17 protein-coding genes and 1 pseudogene are annotated in these 21,932 nt (G+C 74.0%); 15 read left to right on the top strand and 3 right to left on the bottom strand.

Going from position 1 to position 21,932, the window contains the following annotated elements; genetic code table 11:
* Positions 1-57: 57 nt before the first annotated feature.
* Complete coding sequence (locus A6V29_RS18975) at positions 58-672, top strand: malonic semialdehyde reductase (protein ID WP_137161751.1); 615 nt, start codon at positions 58-60, stop codon at positions 670-672.
* Between the two features lie 68 nt (positions 673-740).
* Here A6V29_RS18975 and A6V29_RS18970 read toward each other — a convergent pair whose 3' ends face one another.
* Positions 741-2,432, bottom strand: a complete 1,692-nt coding sequence (locus A6V29_RS18970) for a hypothetical protein (protein ID WP_137161750.1) — start codon at positions 2,430-2,432, stop codon at positions 741-743.
* 202 nt (positions 2,433-2,634) lie between these two features.
* Between A6V29_RS18970 and A6V29_RS18965 the strand changes: the two genes are divergently transcribed.
* The 10 genes and pseudogenes from A6V29_RS18965 to A6V29_RS18925 all read left to right on the top strand — a co-directional run bounded on the left by A6V29_RS18965 (position 2,635) and on the right by A6V29_RS18925 (position 15,047).
* Positions 2,635-2,907, top strand: a complete 273-nt coding sequence (locus A6V29_RS18965; RefSeq protein ID WP_249933351.1) for a DUF7455 domain-containing protein — start codon at positions 2,635-2,637, stop codon at positions 2,905-2,907.
* A 125-nt stretch (positions 2,908-3,032) separates the two neighbouring features.
* Complete coding sequence (locus tag A6V29_RS18960) at positions 3,033-3,677, top strand: CBS domain-containing protein (RefSeq protein WP_137161749.1); 645 nt, start codon at positions 3,033-3,035, stop codon at positions 3,675-3,677.
* A gap of 176 nt (positions 3,678-3,853) precedes the next feature.
* Complete coding sequence (locus tag A6V29_RS18955) at positions 3,854-5,149, top strand: acyl-CoA dehydrogenase family protein (RefSeq protein ID WP_137161748.1); 1,296 nt, start codon at positions 3,854-3,856, stop codon at positions 5,147-5,149.
* A gap of 18 nt (positions 5,150-5,167) precedes the next feature.
* Positions 5,168-5,992 (top strand): annotated as a pseudogene (locus A6V29_RS22080) (Na+/H+ antiporter NhaA); the annotation flags it as partial.
* A gap of 70 nt (positions 5,993-6,062) precedes the next feature.
* Entirely contained in the window at positions 6,063-7,145 is a 1,083-nt protein-coding gene (locus A6V29_RS22010) for a Na+/H+ antiporter NhaA (protein ID WP_212719622.1), read from the top strand.
* A 66-nt stretch (positions 7,146-7,211) separates the two neighbouring features.
* Positions 7,212-9,377, top strand: a complete 2,166-nt coding sequence (locus A6V29_RS18945) for an adenylate/guanylate cyclase domain-containing protein (RefSeq protein ID WP_137161747.1) — start codon at positions 7,212-7,214, stop codon at positions 9,375-9,377.
* A 161-nt stretch (positions 9,378-9,538) separates the two neighbouring features.
* Complete coding sequence (locus A6V29_RS18940) at positions 9,539-10,864, top strand: hypothetical protein (protein ID WP_137161746.1); 1,326 nt, start codon at positions 9,539-9,541, stop codon at positions 10,862-10,864.
* Positions 10,864-12,264, top strand: coding sequence for a hypothetical protein (locus A6V29_RS18935; RefSeq protein WP_137161745.1), 1,401 nt, complete (start codon positions 10,864-10,866; stop codon positions 12,262-12,264). The genes A6V29_RS18940 and A6V29_RS18935 overlap by 1 nt, the downstream gene beginning before the upstream one ends.
* Positions 12,261-13,619, top strand: coding sequence for a CHAT domain-containing protein (locus A6V29_RS18930; RefSeq protein ID WP_137161744.1), 1,359 nt, complete (start codon positions 12,261-12,263; stop codon positions 13,617-13,619). The genes A6V29_RS18935 and A6V29_RS18930 overlap by 4 nt, the downstream gene beginning before the upstream one ends.
* A gap of 795 nt (positions 13,620-14,414) precedes the next feature.
* The gene (locus A6V29_RS18925) at positions 14,415-15,047 is read left to right on the top strand and encodes a hypothetical protein (protein WP_137161743.1); all 633 of its coding nucleotides are present in this window, start codon (positions 14,415-14,417) and stop codon (positions 15,045-15,047) included.
* Between the two features lie 4 nt (positions 15,048-15,051).
* On the opposite strand, the gene A6V29_RS18920 is transcribed toward A6V29_RS18925, so the two are convergent.
* Positions 15,052-18,222 (bottom strand): ATP-binding protein, encoded by a 3,171-nt coding sequence (locus A6V29_RS18920; RefSeq protein ID WP_137161742.1) that lies wholly within the window; start codon positions 18,220-18,222, stop codon positions 15,052-15,054.
* Between the two features lie 175 nt (positions 18,223-18,397).
* Here A6V29_RS18920 and A6V29_RS18915 point away from each other — a divergent pair, with 175 nt between their 5' ends.
* Complete coding sequence (locus A6V29_RS18915) at positions 18,398-18,655, top strand: hypothetical protein (protein ID WP_137161741.1); 258 nt, start codon at positions 18,398-18,400, stop codon at positions 18,653-18,655.
* Positions 18,656-18,663: 8 nt separating this feature from the next.
* Positions 18,664-19,359 (top strand): iron-containing redox enzyme family protein, encoded by a 696-nt coding sequence (locus A6V29_RS18910; RefSeq protein ID WP_212719620.1) that lies wholly within the window; start codon positions 18,664-18,666, stop codon positions 19,357-19,359.
* A gap of 18 nt (positions 19,360-19,377) precedes the next feature.
* On the opposite strand, the gene A6V29_RS18905 is transcribed toward A6V29_RS18910, so the two are convergent.
* The gene (locus tag A6V29_RS18905) at positions 19,378-20,865 is read right to left on the bottom strand and encodes a DHA2 family efflux MFS transporter permease subunit (protein WP_212719618.1); all 1,488 of its coding nucleotides are present in this window, start codon (positions 20,863-20,865) and stop codon (positions 19,378-19,380) included.
* Positions 20,866-21,065: 200 nt separating this feature from the next.
* Between A6V29_RS18905 and A6V29_RS18900 the strand changes: the two genes are divergently transcribed.
* The gene (locus tag A6V29_RS18900) at positions 21,066-21,458 is read left to right on the top strand and encodes a VOC family protein (RefSeq protein WP_137161740.1); all 393 of its coding nucleotides are present in this window, start codon (positions 21,066-21,068) and stop codon (positions 21,456-21,458) included.
* Between the two features lie 9 nt (positions 21,459-21,467).
* Positions 21,468-21,911, top strand: a complete 444-nt coding sequence (locus A6V29_RS18895) for a hypothetical protein (protein ID WP_137161739.1) — start codon at positions 21,468-21,470, stop codon at positions 21,909-21,911.
* Positions 21,912-21,932 lie beyond the last annotated feature (21 nt).

Below are 21,932 nucleotides of genomic sequence, written 5' to 3'. Positions count from 1 at the left end.
TGATCGGAGCCGCTCCTGCCGAGGAAGGGAGGCCGATGGTTTCGCGTTCAACCAGTCATGACCACGACCGCGATCCCAGACGAGCTGCACCTCGACGCCGGTGCCCAAGACCTCCTCTTCCGCCGGGCCCGCACCGCCAACGCCTTCACCGACGAGCCGGTGACCGACGAGCAGATCACCGCGATCTTCGATCTCGTCAAGTGGGCGCCGACGTCGATGAACACCCAGCCGCTCCGCGCGGTGGTCGTCCGCTCCGCCGAGGCGAAGGCACGCCTCCTCCCCCACCTGTCGAAGGGCAACCGGGCGAAGACGGCCGCGGCGCCGGCGACCGCCGTCCTCGCCGCAGACCTCGACTTCCACGAGGAGCTGCCGCGCACCTTTCCGCACTTCCCCGGGGCCAAGGACCTGTTCGCCGGCGACGAGGAGGCCCGGGCCCGCACGGCGGAGCTGAACACCGGTCTGCAGATCGGTTACGCGATCCTCGGCATCCGTGCCGCGGGGCTCGCCGCCGGTCCGATGACCGGCTTCGACGCCGACGCGATCGCCCGCGAGTTCTTCCCCGACGGCCGCCACCGCGTGCTCGTCGCCATCAACATGGGCAAGCCCGCGGAGAACGCGTGGATGGATCGCCTGCCCCGGCTCCCCTTCGGCGACGTGATCAGCATCCGCTAGGTTCGGCAGCAGGGTGTGATGGATGTGCGCAAGTCGCGCAGCCGTCACGCCCTGCCGGCGTTGTGCCGTCAGCCCGGTGAGGCTGGTGGCGCCGCGGAACCTATGCGCGGCGTTCTGCCCGCTCGGCGGGTCGTCTCACCGGGTCCGCGCCCACCGGAGTTCGGTGGGGCGGGCGCCGAGATGACCACCGGGGTGCGGCGGGCAGCTTCTGCGCCGGCGCGGTCGCGCGGGATCGGCCTCGTGGGCGTGCCGGGTGCCCGCACCGCAGCAGCCGGGCTGCTGGTTCTTCCATCCCCGCGGCCGGCCGGACGGGTGTCCGGGCGGCGGCGCTGGTGGGGTGCGGATCGGCGCTCCGGACCGCGAGGTCCGGCCGTGAGGCCGTGCGCGAGGGCGCGTCGGCCGATCGCGACCGCGGCACCTTCGTGCCGGGTCACGTTCGTCTTGATGGAGTTGGCGGTGGGGCCGCCGGCGAGCACGCGTTGCCAGTCCCGGCCGCCGATCCGGCTGGTGTAGCGCGGGTCGACACTGATGACGGCGATGCCGGCGGTGGCGGCCATCGCGGCCAGCCGGGTCCGGAACGCCAGCGTGGGAAAGCCGGACAGCAAGCGACGGAAGCGGCGGTTGCGGCCGTGTTTCTCCCGGGTCGTGTCGTCGGTGAAGCCAAGCTCCTCGACCGCGATCGCCCACGCCCCGGTCGTTGCGGCGAAGTCGAGCAGGGCGGTGATGGCCGCGCGCAACCGCGCGTCCCGCGTGGTCGCCGGCAGGCCGTCGAGCTGCAACGGGATGCGGACCGGCCGCCCGATCGGGTTGCCGTCCTGGTCGAGCCGGGCGGCAGCGAGATGGTCGGCGTTGAGGTCGACGCCGACCAGCCCACCGAGCCGGGCCTGCTGCAGCGTCAGCGCCGGCTGCGCTCGCCGGACCCACGCGATGCGCAGCATGACCTTCTGGCGGCCGCGCCGGTCGGTGGTGACGTCGATGTCGAGCCGGACGGCGCGGCGGGCATGCAGCCGCTCCTCCAGCTCCTCACGCCGGTGGTGCAGCGGCACCGGGTGCGTGAGCCGGACCCGGCTGGCGCAGCCGAACCGGGCCTGCACCGGCCCGGGCACCGACACGGTGAGAAACCACTGTCCGGGCCGGTCCAAATCGTCTCGGGTCAACGTCAGGCACGGGTTGCCGCCGGGCTTGCCGGTGTTGCCGACGCAGCCGAACCACGCCCGCCGCTCCTCCCAGGCTCGGCGCCATTGCTGCTCGGTCAGGCCGGCGTCGGCCAGATGGTGGCGGCTGTTCGCCAGCCGGCTCCCGCCCAGGCAGACGCCGTAGCGGCCCTCGGCGCGGCGGCGTTGCACGTCGGCGAGTTCACCGCGCAGCACGTCCAGCCGGCGGCGTTTCATCAGCCGCTCGTTCTCCGTTGCGTACCCGCCGCCGCACCGCTCGCAGCGGCGCTTCCGGCAGCCGCAGGCCGCTGCCTTGCTCGGCAGCGCCGTGCGCCGCTGCAGCTGCCCGACCGCCGCCTGCAGCTGCCGCTGGTGGGCCCACAGCTGCTCTTTCGCGGCGCGAACGGCGGCGTCGTTGTCCACGCAGATGCTGCCCGCGTACCGGGAGTGGAGGCCGAACCGCGCCGACAGCATCTTTTGCCGGTCGTTGGCCCGCTCCCGCCGCTGCGCCGCGGCCAGGTCCGTGGCCCGCGCCCGTGACAGATGCGCGCCGACCGCAGCCAGCAACTGCTGCTCCCAACCGGTCAGCCTCAGCCGACTTCCCACGCTCACACCCGACGGCGGCGCGACCACCCGAGTCGGCAACCGGGGGCGGGAAGGAGTCACAGCCGGAGCATGCCCGGGACCACCGACAAGACTTTCGCACAGCAGATCTCACCTTGCTGCCGAAACCGAGCATCCGCTGAGCCCGTCGGAAGTGTCAGCCCCCCAACGGATCATCGATCACGACGACTTGGAGGATCCAGAGATGACGCACGCCATGCTCGACCACGACGTCCGGACCGATGCGCCGGCCATCGCTCCCCTGACGGCAGCCGACCGCTGCGACGCCCCCGCGGTGGTGGGGGGCTCGGACGGCCGGACCCAGCGGGGCTCCTGCGGCGCCCAGGCCTACATCCGCGCCGTCCTGCCGAACGGCAGCGACCTGGTCTTCTGCGCCCACCACGGGCGCGAGCACGAGGCTGCCCTCGCCGCGGCAGGTGCGGAGATCCGCGACGAGACGGAGAAGCTCGACGCCTGACCGGTGGCGGGAGCCGCCCGGTCGCTCGGGAGGAGCGTGCGGAGCTGACGTCCCACGCGGCACCCCCTGCGGGCGGGAGGTTCTCCCTCGTAGGCTCGCCGCACGTCGTCCCCCGAGGAGGAACCGTGCAGGTTCGTGACGTCATGACCACCGACGTCGTCACCGTCGGCCCGGACACCTCGGTCAAGCAGGCGGCGGAGGTCCTGGCCGAGCACGGGTTCGCCGCGCTCCCGGTGGTGGACGAGCAGCACCGGCTGCTGGGCATCGTCTCCGAAGCCGATCTGCTGCGGGACCGGCTCCCCCGGAACCCCCTGCTCAGCCTGCGCCGGGACGAGGACACCGCCGCCGAGCCGCCGCCGACCGAGGTGCACGCGGTGATGACCGAGCAGGTGCGGACCGCTGAACCGACCGCCGACGTCGCCGCCGTCGCCGAGGTCCTCGTCGAAGCGCGCCTGCGCAGCCTCCCGGTCCTCGACGCCGGCCGGCTCGTCGGCATCGTGAGCCGCCGGGACGTGCTGCGCACGCTCATCCGCTCGGACGAGCAGCTGCGCACCGACCTGCTGCGGCTCGTCGAGGACTACACCGGTGACGAGGACAGCTGGGACCTCACGGTGGCCGAGGGCATCGCGACCATCCGCCGCACCCGCGGCGCCCCCCAGGTGTCGGCCGAGACCGAGGAACAGGTGCTGCACACGCTGGCCCGCACCGTGACCGGCATCGTCGGCGTCCAGGTGCTCCCACCCCGGGGCGCCGACGCCGGTCCCGGCTGAGGTTCGCGCTCCGACGTCCGCCGTCCGGCTGTCGGGCCGGGTCCGGTTCGTGCTGCGGTCCGCTCGCATGCCAGGCTCAGGGGGTCGCCCCTCGCTGGGACCACGTCGTGCCGAACTCACCACGCTCCCGGCGGGGTCGCCCTGCCGCCTGAGGAACCAGCTGAGAGGGACATCTGATGCAGACCGCCGAGCCCGCCGAACTGTTCGACCTGCGCATGAGCGAGGAGGCGCGGCCGCTCTACGACCGCGTGGTCCGGTTCCTCGAGGACGTCGTCGCCCCCATGCAGGAGGAGTTCTTCAGGCTCGGTGAGGGCCGCGCCGACAGGTGGTCGTACGCGCCGGGTCAGCTCGAGGCGCTGGAGGGCGCCAAGACCAAGGCGAAGGAGGCCGGCCTGTGGAACTTCTTCCTGCCGAACTCCGAGGTCGGCGGGCTGTCCAACCTCGACTACGCCTACATCGCCGTCGAGCTCGGCAAGTACCCGCTCGGCTCCGAGTCGCTGAACTGCTCGGCCCCTGACACCGGCAACATGGAGGTCCTGGAGCGGGTCGGGACGCCGGAGCAGAAGGCGCAGTGGCTCGAGCCGCTGCTCAACGGCGAGATCCGGTCCGCCTTCGCCATGACCGAGCCCGACGTCGCCAGCTCCGACGCCAAGAACGTCCGGCTCCAGGCGGTGCGGGACGGCGACGAGTACGTGCTCAACGGCGAGAAGTACTACATCTCCGGCGCCGGCGACCCGCGCTGCAAGATCATGATCGTCATGTGCCAGACGAACCCGGACGCTCCGGCGCACCAGCAGCAGTCGCAGATCCTGGTGCCGATGGACACGCCCGGCGTCGAGGTGCTCGGCCCCATGGAGGTGTTCGGCAAGGACGACGCCCCGCACGGCCACATGCACATCCGCTTCACCGACGTGCGCGTCCCGGCCGCCAACATGCTGCTCGGCGAGGGCCGCGGCTTCGAGATCAGCCAGGTGCGCCTGGGCCCCGGCCGCATCCACCACTGCATGCGCGCGATCGGCCAGGGCGAGAAGGCGCTGGAACTGATGGTCCGCCGGGGCAAGTTCCGGGAGGCGTTCGGCAAGCCGATCCTGCACCTCGGCAAGAACATGGAGACGGTGTCGCGGGCGCGCATCGAGCTCGACGCCTGCCGGCTCATGGTGCTGAAGGCGGCCAAGGCGATGGACGTGCTCGGCAACGCCCAGGCCCGCGTCTACGTGTCGGCGGTGAAGGCGATGGTGCCGGAGAAGGTCTGCCAGATCATCGACCAGGCCATCCAGATCCACGGCGCGACCGGTGTCTCGCAGTGGACCCCGCTGGCCGGCATGTACGCCAGCCAGCGCACGCTCCGCCTGGCCGACGGGCCGGACGAGGTGCACCACTTCGTCGTCGGCCGTGCCGAGGCCGGCAAGTACGACGAGCCGGCCCCCGGTCGCTCCGAGGCCCGCGGCGAAGGCGTCTTCGCCGGCCCCTGACCGCTGATCGGTCGAACAGTGTGCGCGGATGCGCCGTTCCTGCCCCTGGAACAGCGCATCCGCGCACACTGTCGGCGTCCATCACGCCGACAACCAGCAGGGACGAGGACCGACGTGATCGCATGGCGGCGCGGACGCCCCGGCCAGACCCGTGCCCGGCGCCGGTCGCTGCTGGCGCAGCTGTCCAGCCCGCTGCGGCGGTACCTGACCACCGAGGCCGGCAGCGCCAGCCTGCTGCTGGCCGCCACCCTGCTCGCGCTGCTGTGGGCGAACTCGCCGTGGTCCGGCTCCTACGAGGCGCTGTTCTCGACGGAGATCTCGCTGTCGGTCGGCGACTGGACGCTGTCGATGGACCTCGAGCACTGGATCAACGACGGCCTCATGGCGCTGTTCTTCTTCGTCATCGGGCTGGAGGTCCGCCGGGAGTTCTCCGTCGGCGAGCTGACCGACCGCCGGCGTGCCGCGATCCCGGTCGTGGCCGCACTCGGTGGCCTGGTCGTCCCGGCCCTGATCTACCTCGCGGTCGTCCCCGCCGGCGAGGCCACCCGGGGCTGGGGCGTGGTCATCGGCACCGACACCGCGTTCATGCTCGGGGCGCTCGCGGTGGTCGGCCCGACCTTCGCCACCCAGCTGCGGGTCTTCCTCCTCACGCTCACCGTCATCGACGACATCGTGGCCGTGAGCGTCATCGGCCTGGTCTACTCGGAGGCACTGTCCCTCCCGGCCCTGCTGGTCATGGCCGCGCTCGGCGCCCTGATCGCGCTGCTGAGCCGGCTGGGCACCTGGCGGGCCTGGCCGTTCGCCCTCCTCGGGGTCGCCCTGTGGCTGGCCACGGTGGAGGCGGGCCTGCACGCGTCGGTCGCGGGCATGCTCGCCGGCCTGCTGGTGGCCGCGCGCACCCGCCCGCGAGGCGGTGGAGGGGGCCGCGCAGCGGTTCCGCGCCTTCCGCCAGTCCCCGATGGTCCACGTCGGCCGCTCGGCCCGGCTGGGGCTGGACCGGGCGATCTCGGTCAACGAGCGGCTCCAGGTCGTCCTGCACCCGTGGACCAGCTACGTCGTCGTCCCGCTGTTCGCCCTGGCGAACGCCGGCGTGGACGTCCGCGGCGGCGTGCTCACCGACGCGCTGACGTCGCGGGTCACCTGGGGGGTCGTCTGCGCCCTCGTCCTCGGCAAGCTCCTCGGGGTGGGTGGAACGGCGCTGGTCGCGGCCCGGCTGGGCCTCGGCCGGCTGCCCCAGGGCGTGGCCCCGGGACACGTGCTCGGCGGGGCGGCCCTGTCCGGCATCGGCTTCACCGTCGCGCTGCTCATCGCGGGGCTCGCCTTCGACGACGAGCCGACCCTGCGCGACGAGGCGACGGTGGGCGTGTTCATCGGCGCCGTCGTCGCCGTCGTCCTCGGCCGGCTGATCTTCCAGGTGACGGCCGCCCGACGCGGGCAGGCCGACGCCGACCTGCCACGGTTCCTCGACCGGGACGTCGAGGTGGGCGTCGACCACGTCGCCGGCCCGCCGGACGCGCCGCTCACCCTGGTCGAGTACGCCGACTTCGAGTGCCCCTTCTGCGCCCGCGCCACGGGCGTCACCCACGAGCTGCAGGCCCGGTTCGGGCCACGGCTGCGCTACGTCTTCCGGCACCTGCCCCTCCCCGACGTGCACCCGCACGCCGAGCTCGCCGCCCGGGCGGCGGTCGCCGCGGCGGCGCAGGGGCGCTTCTGGGAGATGCACGACCGGCTCTACGCCCACCAGGACGAACTCGAGTACGAGGACCTCGCGGGCTACGCCGCCGAGCTGGACCTCGACGTCGAGACGTTCCTCCGGGACCTCGACGACGAGGCGACCGCCGCGCGGGTCCGGGCCGACGTCGCCAGCGCCGAGGACAGCGGCGCCCGCGGCACGCCCACGTTCTTCGTCAACGGCCGGCGCCACACGGGACCGCACGACGCGGCCACGCTCGCCGCCGCCCTCGAGCTGGGTGTGGAGGTCGGCCGCGGGTCCTAGCGCCACTCGCGAACCGGTGTCCTCCCCCCGTGCCGCTGAGTACCGTGCGGCCCGGGAGGCAGGCCCATGGACGGCAGAGCCCCGGTGAACGCCCCGGTGGCCGCCGCCGTGCCCGATCCTCGGCCGCCGGGCGGCACGCCGGCTCTGCCGACCGCCGCCCCCGGCCCGACCGCGACGCCCGTCCGCTCGAACGGTGGCGCCCGGGTCGCGGTCTGGGTGCTGCACCTCGCCCTGCCGATGCTCGGTCTGTGGCTGTTCATCGAGCGGCCGGCCACCGACCTCCGGTGGGAGCACCACGGGAGCCACGTCGGGCTGGTCGCGGGGACAGCGGGTGTCGCCGTCGTCCTCGGGGTCCTCGTCGGTGCCGCGGCACGGCGACGGGACGACGCCCGGCTGTTCCTGGTCGCCCTGGTGTTCCAGGTGACCGCAGCGTTCCTCGGGCTGCACGCGCTGGCCACGCCGGGCGTGCTGGCCGACACGCCGACGCCCGCGTTCACGTCGGCGACCCCGATCGGGCTGCTGGTGGGCGCGGTCGTGGCGCTCGCGTCGGCCGTCGAGCTCTCCCCCGCCGGTGCCGCTCGACTCGTGCGCCGTCGGCCTGCCCTGGCCGTCCTGCCGTGGGTCCTGGTGGGCGCCTTCGCCGCGATGTCGGCCGCGGACCTGCCCGTGCTCGACGCGCTGGTCGAGCGGCCTGACGCGCCGGCGACCCAGGCCCTGTTCGGCGTCCTGACCCCGGCCCTGTACGTGGCCGCCGCGGCGCTGTACCTGCGGGTCTACCGACGACGCCCGCGGGTGGTGCTCCTCTCGGTGCTCACCGCGTTCGTGCTCCTCGCCGAGGCGTCCGTCGCGATCGTGTTCGGCCGCAACTGGCAGCTGTCCTGGTGGACGTGGCACGTCCTGATGACGGCGGCGTTCGCGTTCATCGCCTACAGCGCCTGGGTCCAGTTCCGGCGTGAGGGCTCCCGCGGTGGGCTGTTCGACGCGGTGGCCCTCGACCAGACCGTCGCCGACCTCCGCCGCGACTACAGCTCGGCGCTGGAGTCGATGGTCGAGGCGCTGCACGCCCAGGAGCAGGGCGGGGGTCGGCCTCTCGGCGCGGTCACCGTACGGCTGGCCGAGCGTTTCGACGTCACCGAGCAGCAGCTCGCCGTGTTGGAGCGCAGCGCCGAGGCGCTGCGGCACGAGCGCGAGCAGGCGCGTCGGCTCGGCGCGCTGGTCGACGTCGGCCGGGAGGCCCGGGTGATCAGGGAGGAGACCGACCTGCTCGACCGCGTGCAGGCGCACACCCGGCGCGCGTTCGCCGCCGACGACGTCTGGCTGGAGCTCGTCCGCTCCGGGGAGCTGGCCCCGCTGGACGACGCCTGCCCAGCGACCCGCGAGGGACGGCGGCGCTCGGCCGAGGCGGTGGACCGGCGCGAGACCGTCGTCTCGCCGGACGGCGCGGACCTGGCCCTGCCCCTGGTCGTGAAGGAGCAGGCGGCCGGGGTGCTCCGGGCCCGGCGGTCCTCCGGCCCGTTCGCCGACGCGGACCGCGCCCTGCTCACCTCGTTCGCGGGCCAGGCGGCGATCGCGCTGGAGAACGCCCGCCTCTACCACCAGCTGGACGGGCTGTTCCGGTCCTACATGTCCCCGGCGGTCGCCACGTCGCTGATCGCCGACCCCGACCAGGCCGGGCTCGGCGGGCGCACCGCGGACGTCACCGTGCTCATCGCCGACCTCCGCGGGTTCACGTCGTTCGCCGAGCGACACGCCCCGCACGAGGTCGTCGCGATGCTGAACACCCTCTTCGCCGAGGTGGTCCCGGTCGTGCTCCGAGCGGGGGGCACGGTGGTGCAGTTCGTCGGCGACGAGGTGATGGCGCTGTTCGGAGCCCCGACCCGGCAGCCCGACCACGCGCTCCGGGCCGCCCGCGCCGCGCTCGACCTGCAGCAGGCGGTCGCGACGACCGCGGATCGCGTGGGGTGGCCGCGGTTCGGCGTGGGCGTCAACACCGGACCGGCGCTGGTCGGCAACATCGGCGCCGAGCAGATGCGCACCTTCACCGCGATCGGGGACACCACCAACCTGGCCGCCCGGCTCCAGGGCCTCGCCGGGCCGGGCGAGGTCGTCGTCGGAGAGCGGACCGCTGCGCAACTCGGGGCGCGGGCGGTCGTGGAGGCCCGGGAGCCGGTCCCCGTCAAGGGCAAGAGCGAGCCGGTGCCCGCCTTCCTGCTCCGCGCGCTGCGGGGCTGATCGAGCCGGCGCGTCAGGGAGGCAGCGGACCCACCGCAGCGAACCGGGCGCACTCGGTAGCCGACGCCGACGCCGCGCCCGCACGGGTTGACCGGAGCAGGTCAGAGCGGTAACCCAGGCGCACCCGGCAGGTCGTCGACACTCTCCCCGAGGGGCACCCGATGACGACATCGGAGCTCGAGCCTTATCGAACCGTCGGAGCGCGCAACCCGTTCTGGATCCTCCAGTACGACAAGAAGGGCGCCAGCCGCTCGCCGGAGACGCTGCAGCAGGTGCGGGACGCCATGGCGTCCGGCCACTTCACCGACGTCGTCGTCTTCGCCCACGGCTGGAACAACGACTGGGCCGCCGCGACCAAGCGGTACGACCACTTCGTCGACGGGAGCGTGGGCCGGTTCCCGGACGACCCCGGCCGCCGGGCGCTGCTCGTGGGCATCTTCTGGCCGAGCGCGCTGCTGGTGCTCCCCGGCGAACGCGAACCGGACCTCGCCGCCGGTGGTGATGGGCAGGCGGCGCCGCCGGCCGATCCGGACTCCGCCGCGCTGGAGGACGTCGCCGGGGAACTCCCGCCCGACGACGCGGCGCGGGTCCGCGAGCTCGCCGCACGGACGACCCTCGACGCGTCCGCCACCACGGAGCTCGCACGGCTGCTCGCACCGGTCTACCGCAGCGGCGGCCCGGAGCTGGGCGAGCACCCGGAGCCGCCGGAGGGCCCCGTGCTGGCCGCGAGCTGGCTGTCCGCTCCGCCTCCGGTGGAGGTCTCCGCGCCCGTCACGACCACGGACGACGACGACTTCGGCACGGTCGTCACCGGCCCCCGGGACGGCCCCCAGCCGGCCGGGCTGCGCGACGTCCTCGATCCCCGCAACGCGATCCGCGGCGCCTCGGTCTGGCTGATGAAGGACCGGGCCGGGCGCGTCGGCGCGCGCGCCGTCGGTCCCCTGATCCGGCATGCCCTCGGGGAGAGCCAGGCGAAGGTCCACCTCGTCGGCCACTCGTTCGGCGCCAAGGTGGTGCTCTCCGCCGTCGCGACCGAACCACTCCCCCGCACGGTGCACTCGATGCTGCTGCTGCAGCCGGCGGTGAACCACCTCTGCTTCGCCGAGGCCGGCGACGGCGAACCGGCGGGCGGCTACCGCGTCGTCCTGGACCGCGTGGGGACGCACGTGTTCAGCACCTACAGCCCGCATGACAAGCCGCTCACCCGGTTCTTCCACTGGGCCCTGCGGCGCGACGGGGACCGACGGGAGCCGCTGCCCGCCCCGTGGCCGGACCCACCCAGCGTCTACGCCGCCCTCGGCGGGTTCGGTCCGCACGGCGCCGACGCCGACACGCAGCGCCGGGTGCTGGAGCCCGAGGGCACCCCGTACCGGCTCGACCCCGGACGCACGCTGGTCGCGCTCGACGGCACGCAGGGCATCACCGGGCACGGCGACATCAGCGGCCCGCGGACCTGGTGGGCGCTCCGCGAGCTGATGTGGTCCTGATGGCCGCCCTGCTCATCCACGCGTACGCGCTGACCGTCATCGGGGCCTCGCTCCACCTGGCCGACGGCGAGGATCCGGCTGATCCGCAAGGGGTCCACGTGGAGGTGGAGCTGCCCGACGGCCTGCACCTCCCGCGGACCCTCACCGTCGAGGACCTCGGCCTGCCGCTGGACCTGATCGGGCTGGACGAGGCCCTGGCCGAAGGGGGGCCGGCGGCGCTTCCCGAGGCGTGGCGCACGGAGCTGCTCCAGGCACTGGAGCCGGCGCCTCCGGACGAGCCGGTCTGGCTCGACTTCCGCCGGCCGTTCGGTCACCTCCCGGCCGTTCCGTGGGAGCGCATGCTCGTCCCCCACCTCGGGCGCCCGGTGGTGCGCCTGCCGTTCTCCGCGGTGCTGCCCCCGGCGGCACCCGACGACCTCCGGGTGGCCGTGTGCGCGCCGTGGGTGCGGACGACGGCCCTGCGCGACTTCCTCCGGACCGTCGTCCCGGTGCTGCCGGGCGCGCGCGTCGACGTCTTCGCCGCCGACACGACCGCCGCCGAAGCCGTGCCTCCCGACGCCGATGTGCGGTTCCATTTGCCTCCGACCCAGGACCCACAGGCGCCGCCGCCGGCACCCGGGCGTCCGTCGGCGGACCCGCGCCCCGACAACCCGTGGCTGCTGTGGATGCTGGACGAGATCGGGCCGGGCACCGTCGACGTCGTGCACCTGATCTGCCCGGCACGGGTGTCGGAGAACTACGGGATGCTCGACTTCGGCGCCTCGCCCGCGGGCACGGAGAACCCGCGCAGCATCCGGCTGGTCGGCATCGGGCAGCTGCTGGACGTCCTCACCCGGCTCGGCGCCTGGAGCCTGAGCGTGGCCATGCCCGGGGACCGCACGCCGCGGCGTGGCGAGGCGGGGCTGCGCATCTTCATGCACCGGATGACCGGCCTGCTGTCCGGCCCGGTCGTGCTGCAGGCACCGGCCGGACCGGCCGACGACCTGGCGGCGGCCTACCGGTTCCTGCACACCCCGTCGCACCAGCCGATGCCGGCGACACCGAGCCTGATGGTGGCCTGCCATCCCTTCCTCGTGCGCTCGCGGACGACGTCGTCGGCACCGAACAAGGACGACGCGGCGGTGGACTGGATCGAACGCGCTCTCCGGGACTGCACCCTCGACGAGGACGTGCTGATCAAGGCCCGGAAGGGCAGCACCGAGCCGTCGGCCTGGGTCGCGTCCAGCCAGCGGATCCTGGAGCGCTGGACGTCGGATCTGCTGGCGACCGAGGTCGACCCCGCCGCGCCGACGCCCGCCTCCCGCGGCGTGACCGACGCGCTCGCGTTCATCAGCAGGTCGATCGAGACCTCGGTCCGGGCGCAGGAGGACGGGGTCCGGGCGAAGGGGGACGACCGGTGAGACGCGTCGTGATGCGGGTGGGCACGATGCCCAGCGCCGACCATGCCCAGCAGGCAGTCTTCGTCTCGGTGGAGGAGCCGGCGACGGTGCCGGGTTTCGGGCGGTACTACCCGTTCGACGGCGATCCGGCGCTGGTCCGGCAGTTCGAGGAGGACCCGCCGTCGTGCGAGAACATGCGCGTGGTGGGCACGGCGCTGCTCGACGAGCTCGCCCGGCACGAGGCGACGCAGGCGGCGCTCCGCTATGCGCTCGACCACACCCCGCCGGACGAGTCCTGTCCCGTGTACCTGGACCTGGAAGGGTCGGAGGCCGCCGCGGCGATCCCGTGGGAGGCGCTCTTCGAACCCAGCGCCGGCTTCCTCGCGCTCCAGGACCGCTGGCCGATCGCGCGCCGGGCGGCGTCGACGGCACCGGAGCGGGGCGTGCGGACCTTCACGGCGCCGATCCGGCTCATGGCGGTGATGTCGGCGATCGGTGTGTCCGCGGCACGCGAATGGGCAGCGCTGAGGCGGGCGCTCCGGCAGAGCCCGGGCGGCGTCGGCGTGACGGTGTCCGTCTGGGTCGGCGAGGAGGCCCTCGCGACGCAGATCGAGGCGGACCTGGCCGACGACGGGCTCTCCGGCTCCGTGCAGTACCTGACCGGTGCCAACGACCTGGTGCGTGCTCTCAAGGAGTTCGACCCGCATCTGCTCCACCTGTTCTGCCACGGTCGGGGCGGGGTCTCCCCCTTCCTCCTGCTGGCCACGAAGCGCGAGCACGAGGTCGGGCACGGCAGCTCGGTCGTCCTCGAGCCCCTCCAGCTGCACAGCGTCGGCCGATCCACCTGGCTGATCTCGCTCAACGCGTGCGAGGGGGCGAGCGACTCGGCGGGCGCCCGGTCGCTGGCCTACCTCCTGACCCGGGCCGGCTGTCCCGCGGTGGTCGGGATGCGCGAGCCGGTGTCGAGCGCGGTCGCCGCGGTCTTCACCTACGGCTTCTACGCCGCCCTGCTCGGTCAGCTGCGGGACAAGCTCGTCCCCGGCCAGGAGGTAGACCTCGAGCTCGCCGCGGCGCTGGCGGCACCGCGGCGCGACCTGCGGGACACCCACCAGGCGGCGGACCCCACCGCGGCGGCCGCCGTCCACCGGGACTGGACCCTCCCGGTCCTCTACGTCCGCCGCGACCCGCTGGTCATAGAGCAACTGGTCGCGGACCCCTCGCACGACGCGCAGACGCAGAAGGACAGCACTGACTACCTCGACATCCTGCTGCGGTTCCGCCGCGAGCACCCGCCGGGGACCGCCGCCGACGTCCTGGCGATGATCGACGCGGAGATCGACCGGGCGCTCGAGGCGCTGAGGAGCCCGTCCCGGTGACCACCGAGCCCGGACCCGCGTATCCGTCCGCCCTCCGGCTCAACGCCTGGACCGGCGACGAGGCGCAGGCCGGGCCGCTCGGTCCTCGGGCGCGCGGCTGGGCGCTGTCCGGGCACGGCCAGGGGCTCCCCCAGCTCCTCGCCCCCGAGCCCGCGGCGGACCCGGCCGACTGGGCCGACCCCCGGGTGGGCTGGGGCCTGGTGCTGCCCGACGACGACGCGCTGCCCGACGACGTGAAGGCCCGCGGCGAGGACGCCCCCGAACCGCTCCGGGAACTCCTGGCGGCCCGACCCGGTTCGCCGGTCCTGCGGTACCGCACGGAGACGGCGCTGCGGTTCACCCATCTGCGCCGGCACTATCCCGACCGGCCCGCGCAGGACATCGCCCTGAGCGGCTCGACACGCGGCACCGGCGTCGGAGCCGTCCCCCGGTACCTGCTCCTCCACGGCGGTCCCGACGTCATCCCGTGGGACTTCCAGTACCTCGCCAACCAGTCGGCGGCGGTCGGCCGGCTGACCCTGACCGGTGTCGCCCTGGAGAACTACGTGACGGCGCTGCTGGGGAACTGGCCGGGGTCGGCGAGCCGACCCACGCACACCGTCGTGTGGGCCGCGGACCACGGGCCCCCCGACATCACGCGGGTGATGCGCACGGCGATCGCGGCCCCGGTGCAGAAGGCCCTCGCCGGGGACTCCGAGATCGGCGCCGGCGCCCTGTACCTGGACGGCGGGCAGCACCAGGCGACCGCGGCGGCGCTGTGCCAGGCCCTCGCCGGAGCGCTCGCCGGGCCTCGTCGTGACCACGAGCCACGGCAAGACCGGCCCGCTGACCGACACCGCCGCCACGCTGCGCGACCTCGGGCTACCGGTCGACGACGACTACTCGACCCTCGACCCGGCGCGGCTGCTCGACGCCTGGCAGCCGGACGGGGCGATCTGGTACGCGCACGCCTGCTGCTCGGCCGGCAGCGACGGCAGCTCGATCTACGAGGGACTGCTGGAACCCGGGTCGTGGGCCGACCAGGTGCTCACCGGCATCGCCGGCATCGGCGCGCACGTCGCCCCGCTGCCCGAGGCGCTGCTGGGAGCGCCCCGGCCGCTGCGGGCCTTCATCGGCCACGTCGAGCCGACCTTCGACTGGACCATCCAGAACCCCTACAACGGCCAGAAGCTGACCAGCAGCATCCGGACCGGGCTGTACGACGGCCTGTTCCGGCCCGCCGCGGTGGGCCTGGCGCTCCGCGAGACGTACGCGCACGTCGGCGAGCTCTTCGCCGAGCGGGACAGCGCCTACCGCGCCTTCGACGACGGCGAGGACACCGCGGGCGTCGCGATGGCCACGACGCTGGCGGCGCGGGACCGGCAGAGCATGGTGGTCCTCGGCGACCCCACCGTCGGGCTGCCCCCGCTCCCGTCGCGGGCCGGCTGACCGGTCACCCCGGCGTCGCGGTCGCGCTCCCCCGCAGCCGGGACGCCGTCTCCACGGCGCGCGCCTCGGCCACCGTGCTGCCCTTGCGGCGAGCCGCGTCCGCTGCCTCGTCGGCGGCGGTCGCGGCCTCCTCGGCGCGGCCGGTCAGCTCCAGGACGCGGGCCAGGCCGAGCAGCGCGTACCACTGCAGGTGCAGGAAGTCGGTCCGCGACACCAGCTCGACGGCCTCGCGGGCGAGGCGCTCGGCGTCGTCGGTCCGCCCGCCGCGCGCGTCCACCGCGGCCGCCACGGTCCGCCAGACGACCTGCGAGTAGACGTCGTCGGGTGCGGCGGCGTCCCGGCTCTCGGCGGCCAGCCCCCCGGCCTCCGCGAGCCGGTCCGCCTGGAGCACCGCCTCCGCCAGGAGTCCGGCGACCGTCGAGAACCAGGACATCTCCCCGATCTCGCGCAGCCGCACGAAGCCCTCGCGGAGCACCCGCTCGGCCGCGCCGGTGTCCCCGGCCAGCAGCTCCACCCAGCCGGCGAACTGCGCGTAGGGACCGGCCAGCCACACCGCCAGCGCCACCTCGTCCAGCAGCCCGTGCGCCCGCCGCAGCGAGTCGCGGGCCTCCTCGAACCTGCCGAGGCCGGCCTGGAACGCCCCTCGCGCGGTCAACGCGCTGCCCATCACCTTCTTGTCGCCCTCGCCCTGCACGAGGACGGCGGCGCAGCGGCGCAACCCCTCGTCCGACGGCGTCGGTCCCGCCCACACGACCAGCGGCACCCACGACAGCGCCTCCAGCTCGTCGCGGGTGTCCCCGGCCCGGCGCGCGTGCAGGTTCGCCTCGGTCCACCGGCCCTCGGCCGCACCGAACCGGCCCTGCATCATCGTCACCAGGCCGAGCAGCGAGGAGGCCATGGCCAGGCCCCGCTCGTCGCCCAGCGCGGTGAAGGCGCCCGCGGCCCGTTCCGCCTCGGGGCCGGCGACGTCGGCCCAGCCGATGGGATCGGTGAACAGCCGCAGGTAGAGCCGCAGCACCGTCGCGCGACCCCGCAGCGCCTCGTCGCCGGTCTCCGCCGCCGTGTCCAGCTCCGCCATGACGTCCTGCAGCAGCCCGAGCGCACCGGTCTCCATCAGCGCGAAGGCCAGCCGGGGCAGCACGGTGGCGCGCTCGGGCCGGCCCTCGGCCAGCACCCGCCGGGCCCGGTCCAGGAACGTGACCGCGGCGGGCATGTCGCCGCGGGCGTAGGCCCGCAGCCCGGCCACGGAGAGCTCGGCGAACGCCCGGTCGGCGAGCTCCGCCGTGTGCGCCGTCGGCGGCCCCAGCTCGAGCAGCAGGCGGTAGGCCCGCTCGAGGTGGTAGCCCACGATCTCCTCGAAGCCGGGCGCCCCGCCGCCGAGGGTGCGGTCGGCCCAGCCGGCGAACCGCTCGTGCAGCGCGGCCCGCGTCGCCTTGGGGATCAGCTGGTAGGCGGTGTCGCGGACGAGGGCGTGGGCGAACTCGAACGCGTCGTCGTCCCCGGGGTCGTCGTGCCGTGGCCGGATCAGCTGCTTGCGCATGAGCGCCTGCAGGTTGGCCGCCGTCCGGGTGGCCAGTCCGTCGTCCTCGCACAGCGCGGCCACGTCGCCCCAGCCGAACACCTGCCCGACGACGGCGGCCCGCTCGAGGACGCCGAGCTGCTCGGGGTCCAACCGCTCCAGGCGCGCCGACATCAGCGCCTGGATCGTCGACGGGATCGGCACCTCCGCCAGCGACCTGTCCAGCACCCACTGCCCGTCCTCCAGGCGGAGCTCCCCGGAGTCGGCGAGCATGCGCAGCATCTCCTCGACGAACAGCGGATTGCCCTCCGCCACGCTGCTGATCCGCGCCTCGGCGTCCCTGTCCACCCGGCCGCTGCCGACCAGCCCCTCGACCAGCCGCCGTGTCTGCTCCTCGTCCAGCGGCTGCAGCGTCAGCACCTCGGCGCCCGGCCGGGAGATCGCCCAGTCGGGCCGGTCGTCGAGCAGTTCGCGGCGCGCCATGCAGCAGACCAGGATCGGCGCGCGCACCGCCCAGTCGGCGAGGTACTCGAGCAGCTGGAGGAACGTCGGCTCGGCCCAGTGGATGTCGTCGAAGAGCACGACGAGGGGGCGCTCGCCGGCCAGCAGCTCGAGCAGCTTGCGGATCGCCCAGAACAGCTCCTGGACCGCCGGCTGCGTCGTGTCGTCGCCGAGCAGGCCCGCCAGTCGGGCGACGACCAGCTCGGCCTCGCGGCCGGGCGGGAGCAGGGTCCGCAGCTTCCGCACCGCGTCCGCCGGGGACTCGGCGACGCCGATGCCGGCGAGCTCGCGGAGCACCTCGGACACCGGCCAGAAGGTGATGCCCTCGCCGTAGGGCAGGCAGCGGCCGGTGAGCACGCGGGCGCGCCCGTCGAGCCGGGTGACCAGCTCCCTGCCCAGGCGCGTCTTGCCCACGCCGGCGTCCCCGATGACGGTGACCAGCTGGAAGCCGCCGTCGGTGGTCCTGTCGAAGGCGGCCAGCAGCCGGTCGAGCTCTGCCTCGCGGCCCACGAGGACGGCGTTGAGCCGCCGCTTGAGGCCGGCGGCCCCGGGGACGACCCGGTGCACCTCCCACGCCGTCACCGCGTCCCGCTTGCCCTTGAGCGCCAGCGGGCCGTGCTCGTCGGCCACCACGGCGTCCCGGACGAGGCGGTAGGCAGCCTCCCCGACGAGGACGCTCCCGGGCGGGGCGACCTGCTCGAGCCGGGCCGCCGTGCTGACCGTCGGGCCGGTCACGTAGAGCTCGTCGCGGCCGCGCACGCCGGCCACCGCCTCGCCGGACTCCACGCCGAGGCGGAGGACGACGGTCTGCCCGTAGGCGGCGGTGAACTCCTCGCCCAGCGCCCGGACCCGGTCGCGGAGCTCGACGGCGGCGGAGACGGCGCGCAAAGCGTCGTCCTCGTGCAGCTTCGGGATGCCGAACACCGCCATCACGGCATCCCCGATGAACTTCTCTACGTACCCGCCGTGCCGGGTGACCGCCTCCTCGGCCGCTGCGAAGTAGCGGTCCATGAGCCCGCGGAAGGCCTCCGGGTCGAGCTCCTCGGCCAGCACCGTCGACTCGACCATGTCGGCGAACAGCACCGTGACGATCTTGCGCGAGCCGTGCGCCATCACCGGTGGACTGTCGACCCGGTCCGGCGGGCTGCTGACCATGACGCCGCTCGTCTCGTGCGGTGGCCCGTCTTCGGCCGCTGGCCAGTCTGGGCAACCGGCCGACGCTCCACAAGGGACGCCGGCCCGGCTCGCGCACCGCGACGGACCCGCTTGACAGGCCGGCGGGGCTGCGCCCTACTGGCCGGGCCCCACCGGTCGGAAGGGGGAAGGTCCGATGGACGAAGCACCCCGCTGGGACGCTGCCAGGGTCGCGCTCGCCGACCTGGGCCGGCTCATGACCCGGGATCCCGAGACCGATCCCGAGAAGCTCGGCGCCCAGGTCGAGTACTACGACCAGATCCCGGAGCCGGTGCGCGAGCAGCTGCGGAGCCTCACGCCCGACCAGCGCCGGGCCCTGATGGCGACGATGCGCGTGCTGGTCGAGAACCACTTCTACTTCGAGGACCCCGGCGGCCAGCAGGAATTCCTGTAGGCCCCGCCGTGGCCCCGCCGAGCGCCGGCCCGACGTCCTCGACGACGGCGGAGAGCCGACGGCTGCGCGGCATCCTGGAGCTGGCGCTCCCGGTCCTGCTCGTCCAGGGACGCCGGCTCATGGGCCACCCCGCGCTGCGCGAGCTCTATCCGCGGTACCTGGTGCTCGCGCACACCAAGATCCGGGCCAGCGTGCCGCTCATGGAGACCGCGCTGGCCGCCTGCCGCCGGCTGCCCGACGACCCGGTCGCCGTGCTCCTGGCCGACTACCTGGAGCACCACGTCCCCGAGGAACGCGGCCACGACGAGTGGCTGCTCGCCGACCTGGCGGCCGTCGGGGTCGCGGCCGAGGAGGTCCGCGCCGTCGTGCCCTCGCCGTCGGTCGCGGCCCTCGTCGGCGCCCAGTACTACTGGGTCCAGCACGTCCACCCCGTCGGCCTGCTCGGCTACATCGGGCTGCTCGAGGGCTATCCGCCGGCGCCGGAGGAGATCGAGCGGATGCGGACCGCGACCGGGTACGGCGCCGAGGCGTTCCGCACCCTGCTCCTCCACGCCGAGCTGGACCCGCACCACGGGGCGGAGCTGGACGAGCTCCTGGACGCGCTGCCCCTCACCGACGCGCAGCGCAACCTCGTCGGGCTGAGCGCGATCACCTCGGTGCAGCTGGCCGCCGCGGCTCTGCAGGAGCTGCTCGACCGGGCCTGATCGCGCCGTGCGCGCGGGTCAGTGCACCAGGACCGGGGCGGCCGGACCGTCGACGTCGTCCAGGAGCTGCGACGGCTCGCGCCTGCGGGGCAGGAAGGCGACCGGGATCAGCGCCAGCAGGACCAGGACGAACGCCACGGTGAACGTCGTCCCGAAGCCGTCGGCGACGAACTCCAGCGGGTCCACCGGACCCGACGGCGTCGACGTGAGCTGGTTGGTCAGCACCACCGACAGCACGGCCGTCCCGATCGAGCCACCGATCTGCTGGACGATGTTCACCAGCGTCGAGCCGCGGGCCACCTGCTGGTGGGTCAGCGACTTCAGCGCCGAGGTCATGATCGGCATCATCGTGCCGCCCATGCCGAGGCCCATCACGAACAGCGCACCGCAGAGCACGACGTAGGACGTGTCGGCGCCGACCTGGGTGAAGACGAAGAAGCCGGCGGCCATCACGAGCAGCGCCACCGGTACCGTGCGGCCGATCGGCACCCTGTCGGCGAGGACGCCGGCGATGGGCATCGTGACCATCGCGCCCAGGCCCTGCGGCGCGATCAGCAGGCCGGCCATCAGGGTCGTCTCACCGCGCACGGTCAGGAAGTAGGACGGGAACAGCAGCCCGGCTCCCATGAAGGCGATGACGAAGACGAACATCGCCACCGTCGCGATGGTCAGCCGGCGGTTGGTGAACAGCCGCAGGTCGATCAGCGGCTTCTCCGTGCGCAGGGCGTGCCGGACGAAGGCCAGGATCAGCAGCACGCCGATGGCCGCCGACACCCACACCCGCGGACCGAAGGACGCGCCCTCGCCGCCCTCGGCGATCGACGAGACGCCGAAGAGGAACAGCGCCAGGCCGGGCGAGAGCAGCAGCATGCCCAGGAAGTCGAACGACTCGCTCTCGCTCGGCTCGTCCGCGGGGAGCACCCACAGCGCGTAGGCCAGGGCGGCGATGCCGATCGGCAGGTTGATCAGGAAGATCCAGTGCCACGAGGCGATGTCGATGAGCCAGCCGCCGAGGATCGGCCCCGTAATCGGGCCGAGCAGCATCGGGATGCCCAGGATGGCCATGAGCCGGCCGATCCGGTCGGGGCCGGCCGCTCGGGTCAGGATCGTCATGCCCAGGGGCATCAGCATGCCGCCACCGAGGCCCTGCACGACCCGGAAGGCGATGAGCAGCTCGATCGAGGTGGCCATCGCGCACAGCACGGATCCGGCGGTGAAGAGGAACAGCGCCGCGAGGTAGAGGCGCTTGGTGCCGAAGCGGTCGGCGGCCCAGCCGGTGAGCGGGATGACGGTGGCCAGGGCCAGGGTGTACGCCGTCATGGTCCAGGCGACGGTGGCGTAGGTGGCGCCGAAGGCCTCTTGGAAGGTCGGCAGCGCGACGCTGACGACGGTGATGTCGAGGATCGACATGATCGCGCCGAGGACGACGACGCCGGCGATCCTGAGGACGGCCCCGTCGATCTTCTCGGGGTACGCCTGCTCGCTGGTCGGCGCGTGCGTGGTCACGGGCGGTGCTCCTGGTGGTCCGAAGGCGACGTGTGCGCGAGGGTCGTGGCTCGGCACGCCCGCGATGCCGTGGAACGGCAGCGAGAACCTACCGCCGGCCGGAGCGGAGCCGGAACGAATTGTCGGGCACATCACCACGAACGGTCGGTGACGGTCCGTCGCTGCTGGTCAGGCCGCCGGGCGGCTGCCACGATCGCGGCATGCCCACCCTCTCCGGCGCGTCGCACGTCGCCCTCACCGTCCGGGACATGGAGGCCAGCGCCGCGTGGTACCAGCGCGTGCTCGGCCTGCAGGAGCTGCGCCGCTACGGCGGCGACGAGGCCGGCTCGCCGCGGATCCTGCTGCTCGAGCCCTCGACGTTCTTCGTCCTGGGACTCTGCCAGTACGACGACGGCCCCGCGGACGCCTTCGACCACCGGCGCACCGGCCTGGACCACCTGGCCTTCAAGGTCGCCGACGAGGCGGAGCTGGACCGGTGGATCGCCCACCTCGACGAGCTGGGGGTGCCGCACTCGCCGGTGCGCGTCCTGGATCTCGGCCGGTTCGTCTCCTTCGAGGATCCCGACGGCATCCAGTTCGAGCTCTGGGTCTAGGCACCTCCCGTGCGCCCGCAGCCCGGGCTGCTGCTCCCCCGGCAGGCGGCCGAGTACCGCGGCGCCCGGTGGGCGGTCGTCGTCCTGGCCGGCTACACCGCGGTCACGACGGTGCGCAGCCTGCTGCACCTGTTCCTGGGCGACAGCGGCGCCGGCTCGATCGCGACGATCGACCTCGACGTCGAGGGCGGCGGCAACGCGGTCGCCCTGCTCGCGCAGTGGGGTGGCGCGCAGCTGCTGGTGGCGCTGCTCGGCTGGGTCGTGCTCGCGCGCTACCGCGGGCTCGTGCCGCTGATGCTGGCCGTCGCCGTGCTGGAGGCGCTGCTCCGGCTGCTCGTGGGCGGGATGAAGCCCCTGGTCACCCAGGGCACGCCGCCCGGGGTTCCCGGCACCTACGTGGCGCTGGTGGTCTGCGGCGCGGCGCTCGTGGCCTCGCTCGTGCCGCGCGAGTGACGGGTCAGACATCCCATGGTC

Source organism: Blastococcus sp. CCUG 61487 (genome assembly GCF_005222955.1).
In the GTDB taxonomy this organism is placed as follows: Bacteria; Actinomycetota; Actinomycetes; order Mycobacteriales; family Geodermatophilaceae; genus Blastococcus.
The sequence above is the reverse complement of the archived record's forward strand: the minus strand, read 5'-3'. Positions and strand labels throughout refer to the sequence as shown.

What these genes read in the sequence shown, in the direction of transcription:
- A6V29_RS18935 (WP_137161745.1), top strand. Translation starts at nt 10,864, where the DNA reads ATGGCCGCCCTGCTCATCCACGCGTACGCGCTGACCGTCATCGGGGCC.
- A6V29_RS18900 (WP_137161740.1), top strand. Translation starts at nt 21,066, where the DNA reads ATGCCCACCCTCTCCGGCGCGTCGCACGTCGCCCTCACCGTCCGGGAC.
- A6V29_RS18915 (WP_137161741.1), top strand. Translation starts at nt 18,398, where the DNA reads ATGGACGAAGCACCCCGCTGGGACGCTGCCAGGGTCGCGCTCGCCGAC.
- A6V29_RS18965 (WP_249933351.1), top strand. Translation starts at nt 2,635, where the DNA reads ATGACGCACGCCATGCTCGACCACGACGTCCGGACCGATGCGCCGGCC.
- A6V29_RS18975 (WP_137161751.1), top strand. Translation starts at nt 58, where the DNA reads ATGACCACGACCGCGATCCCAGACGAGCTGCACCTCGACGCCGGTGCC.
- A6V29_RS18940 (WP_137161746.1), top strand. Translation starts at nt 9,539, where the DNA reads ATGACGACATCGGAGCTCGAGCCTTATCGAACCGTCGGAGCGCGCAAC.
- A6V29_RS18945 (WP_137161747.1), top strand. Translation starts at nt 7,212, where the DNA reads ATGGACGGCAGAGCCCCGGTGAACGCCCCGGTGGCCGCCGCCGTGCCC.
- A6V29_RS18955 (WP_137161748.1), top strand. Translation starts at nt 3,854, where the DNA reads ATGCAGACCGCCGAGCCCGCCGAACTGTTCGACCTGCGCATGAGCGAG.
- A6V29_RS18920 (WP_137161742.1), bottom strand. Translation starts at nt 18,222, where the DNA reads ATGGTCAGCAGCCCGCCGGACCGGGTCGACAGTCCACCGGTGATGGCG.